Source organism: uncultured Nostoc sp., assembly GCF_964245445.1.
Taxonomy (GTDB): domain Bacteria; phylum Cyanobacteriota; class Cyanobacteriia; order Cyanobacteriales; family Nostocaceae; genus Nostoc.
The window spans coordinates 1-3707 of record NZ_CAXTNE010000454.1 but is presented as its reverse complement, the minus strand read 5'-3'; the positions used below and the strand labels follow the sequence as shown (position 1 = coordinate 3707).

The 3707-nt window shown below is 42.6% G+C and carries 4 protein-coding genes and 1 pseudogene; 2 read left to right on the top strand and 3 right to left on the bottom strand.

Annotation, left to right across the window (positions count from 1 at the left end; genetic code table 11):
• Nucleotides 1-332 (top strand): annotated as a pseudogene (locus ACFE90_RS37075) (hypothetical protein); the annotation flags it as partial.
• A gap of 150 nt (nucleotides 333-482) precedes the next feature.
• Here the strand turns inward: ACFE90_RS37075 and ACFE90_RS37070 are convergent.
• The 3 genes from ACFE90_RS37070 to ACFE90_RS37060 all read right to left on the bottom strand — a co-directional run bounded on the left by ACFE90_RS37070 (nucleotide 483) and on the right by ACFE90_RS37060 (nucleotide 2424).
• Nucleotides 483-1115, bottom strand: coding sequence for a hypothetical protein (locus ACFE90_RS37070; protein ID WP_375507223.1), 633 nt, complete (start codon nucleotides 1113-1115; stop codon nucleotides 483-485).
• Nucleotides 1093-1686 (bottom strand): pyridoxamine 5'-phosphate oxidase family protein, encoded by a 594-nt coding sequence (locus ACFE90_RS37065; RefSeq protein WP_375507222.1) that lies wholly within the window; start codon nucleotides 1684-1686, stop codon nucleotides 1093-1095. Before ACFE90_RS37065 ends, ACFE90_RS37070 begins: the two co-directional genes overlap by 23 nt.
• Nucleotides 1687-1806: 120 nt before the next feature.
• On the bottom strand, nucleotides 1807-2424 hold the full coding sequence (locus tag ACFE90_RS37060) for a glutathione S-transferase (protein WP_322670598.1): 618 nt from the start codon (nucleotides 2422-2424) through the stop codon (nucleotides 1807-1809).
• Nucleotides 2425-2796: 372 nt separating this feature from the next.
• Between ACFE90_RS37060 and ACFE90_RS37055 the strand changes: the two genes are divergently transcribed.
• On the top strand, nucleotides 2797-3345 hold the full coding sequence (locus ACFE90_RS37055) for a TetR/AcrR family transcriptional regulator (RefSeq protein WP_375507221.1): 549 nt from the start codon (nucleotides 2797-2799) through the stop codon (nucleotides 3343-3345).
• The last annotated feature ends 362 nt before the right edge of the window (nucleotides 3346-3707 follow it).

Here is a 3707-nt window from a genome sequence, read left to right as displayed (position 1 = left end):
CTTATGCTGGAGATACAGGTAAACCTCACCACTACATTGATGTTGATGATGATAAAATTCGTAACCGTTTTTTCTTGGAGCGCAATTGGGGTGTGGTGAGATTTGCAGAAGTTCAGGTGGTACGTCATCCTTGGAGTTGCTGTAAGGCGATGTCTACGACGGGCTACGCCTACGCTCAAATCATCGCTCGGTTGACTGGAGATGATAGTGTATTCATATTATTGCAAAGATTGGCTGATGTTCCTTTGCAGAAACAGTGGACAAAGCGTGAGGCTAGGCTGATGGCTAAGAACAATTATCGTCAGTCTTATTTACCAAAAATGGGAAAGTAAAACTAGAGATAGTACCTTTAATAGTCATATAGTCTCCCCAGAATAGGGCTAACGTGTACACACAAGTCTTTGAGAGTTGCCTCACACTGTTTTAATCCTGTACAAAGATATGTGTACACGGTAGATTATGGGTAGAAAATTTGAAGGGTGTTACATCAATTTTGTCAATCTCACCTTAACTAATCTTTTTGGTTTTCTGACGCACTGTTTTTTAGATTTGCGGTGTGACTTCCACTCACGAATACTCATGACAATTGAGTTAAAATCCCGACTGGCAAAGGCTGTTGTTTTATTCGCACTGTGCCAAATTGTATCTGCCTCAGTTGGTTCAAGTGGAGGTGTAGAGCGATCGCAATATCGGTCAAATAGTTGGCGTGGTTCGGGATGATAAGCGATTCGGTGTCTGGTAAGTAAATTAGATGTACCCAGTAGATTACGAGCTAATTTGTAGCCAGAATTGTTTCTGTTTCCCTCAGATTCGCCATAAATTAGTAAAGTGCGTAGGCGTAGCCCGCCGAAGGCATCGCTCAAAGTTAAACAGATAGACAAAGGAACAGACACTCCGCTAGCGCGTAGCTGTTTAAGAGATGAGCAATTATCTCTGGTTGTAGCCTGTGTTACTGTCCCTCGTCGGCAATGTAAGGTTGGACGAGGTGCAGTAATAGAACGTTGCAGTAGTACTGTTTGTGGGTCAATAACTTCTCCATTTTTCGCTCTTGTGAGGAGTTGCACCCACTTACGCCGACGTTGCTCAGAAAAATTAGATTTGCTGCTTCTTAGCAAGAAGTTCCTCTAGTTCAGTTATTTTCGCTTGCAATGCCGCTACTTCTTGTTCAGAATAGCGAATAGGAATGTGCTGTGAACAGTTCCAATTCCAAGCTTCAATGTGAAACAGAATCACTCGTTCCACTTCTGCTTCATAGTTAGGAAGTTTCAGGCTTTCAATTAGTTCGCTATCATCTTCTACATACATAGCCCGCCCCCAAATTTTCAACCGTCGGCGATGGCGATAATCCATCAAAAACAAAAAAGCTTTGTCATTTTCGTCAAGATTACCAACGGTAACATATTGAACATTGCCTTTGAAGTCAGCAAATCCTAAAGTCTTTTCATCTACAGCTTTCAAAAACCCAGGTTGTCCACCACGAAATTGAATGTAGGGATAACCATTAGAACCGACGGTTCCCAAATAAAAACCATCCATTTGGGCGATAAATTCCTCAATTTCTAGTGTGATGGTATCGTTAGAAGGCCCATTTTGCTCAAATCGAGCATAGGTCTGCCGTGAGCCACGTTGTTCTTGAGCAACTTTGACAGCAGGCGTGAAAGCAATTTGCGTAAATTTACGTGGCATATAACTCTTTATTTTTACATATATAAAAACAGGGGAAGATAGAGAAAAGACAAGGGAGCACAGAAGGGAAAAAATTCCTCTTTCTCTCTACCTTCTCCATCTAAACTGGGTGTTATTTGCCTATACCAAGGCAGGGGCTGCAATTCCTTGCATTCCTATAAAACCGGGAAGGGTCTTAACTCGCTCAATCCATGCCAGAATATGAGGATAAGAGTCAAGAGCAATTTTGCCATCTGGTGCTAAGGCAACATAGGGGAATACTGCTATATCTGCAATAGTTGTCCGCTCGAACTCTAACCATTGGCGATCGCGCAAATGTTGGTTAAGTTGTGTAAGAATAAACTCTGCTTTTTGGTTAGCTCTGTCAATATCAATACTGGTGGCATTAAACAGATAGTACAAACGAGCCGATTCTGGCCCCTGACGCACTTCACCCGCAGTTGTAGATAGCCAACGTACAACCTGACTAAGTGAGACAGCATCCAGTGGCAACCATTGTTCACCACCATAACAACGAGCCAAATAAACCAAAATTGCCTGTGCGTCTTTTATAATTGTGTCGCCATCCACTAATACCGGAACTTGACCGAAGGGATTAAGCGACTGAAATTCAGAGGCTTTGTGTTCCCCCTGAAGCAAATCGACCTTAATCCATTCATGTTCAATGCCCAATAGTGATAGCAAGAGCTTAACCTTATAGCTGTTACCAGAGAGTTCGTGACCATAAAGCTTAATCATTGGTTAATCCTCAATATTCTGTAAAAAGAAGCACTGTTAAGCTAAAAATTAGCGGTCTAACGGGAATAAGAACGACAGCAATCAGAGATAGTCACGGCAAGTTGGTTTCTCCCGTTGTCAACTGATACCAATTCACTAAAATCATGAAACAGATATAAACCCTGAAACCCTTGCTGCATCTAAATTTTTTAATTGCGAATTGCGAATTGTGAATTGCGAATTGGTATGACACCTCTTGCGATTCGAGATCCTGCATAGACATCCCTGCAAATTAAGGAATTGGTACAGTGATTTTGTACCGAACGCTTGGTACAAAATCACTGTACCAATCGTTCGGTATAATGTCAAGAGATGAGACTTCAATTTCTGTAAATGGCAAAAGATACTTATATTCCCTGCTTGCTACAACTGTTTCGACAGTATGGTTACGATGGGGCGACTTTATCGAAAATTTCACAAACGACAGGTTTAGGGAAAGCCAGTCTCTACCATCACTTCCCCGGTGGGAAGGATGAAATGGTGACGGCGGTGTTGGATTTTATGGAATGTTGGTTGGAGGAACACATTTTACAGGTACTTCGCGGTAGAGGGGATACGCTCACTCGGTTGACTAAGATGTGTGAGCAGATTAACGAGCTATATGAAGGCGGACAACAACCCTGTATGTGTGCCATCTTGTTGATGGGGTCAGCACGAGATATCTTTCATGCGAAGGTGCAAACACTATTACGAGCCTGGATTGATGAAATAGCAACTGTTTTGAGGGCAGCCGGATTAGATGAGACACTGGCTCATGAGCGTGGGGAAGATGCCGCTATTGCCATTCAAGGCGCTCTGATTGTGGCGCAGGGTTTGGATGATGTGGCTCCTTTTGTCCGTGTGATGAAACAATTGCCACAACAACTGTGTCAAGATTTGTAGGAGAGTGATTACACAGTTCATACCAAATATTTGAAAATAGGTCTGTCCGATTCCGTTTTCCCAGGGATTTCAGATCGGGGTGACAACTATATATTTACAACATTTACTGGGAAGCGATAGCCATTTGGTATGGCAATGAAAATATTACAGGTATTGTTCAAATTTTCATCTGAGCGTGTCGGTTCATGAAGCCCTAAATGCTGACAGACAACATCCAAACTACTATCTCGCCCATAACTTAGCAGCCTAAGTCTCCTGCGGGTGCTGGCTGTTCCTTAGTCAATGGGATGGTGTTTCTTTTAATGATCAGGACTTACGCAACTGGCACAGGGCGATCGCAATATTATAGTACTTAGGTACTA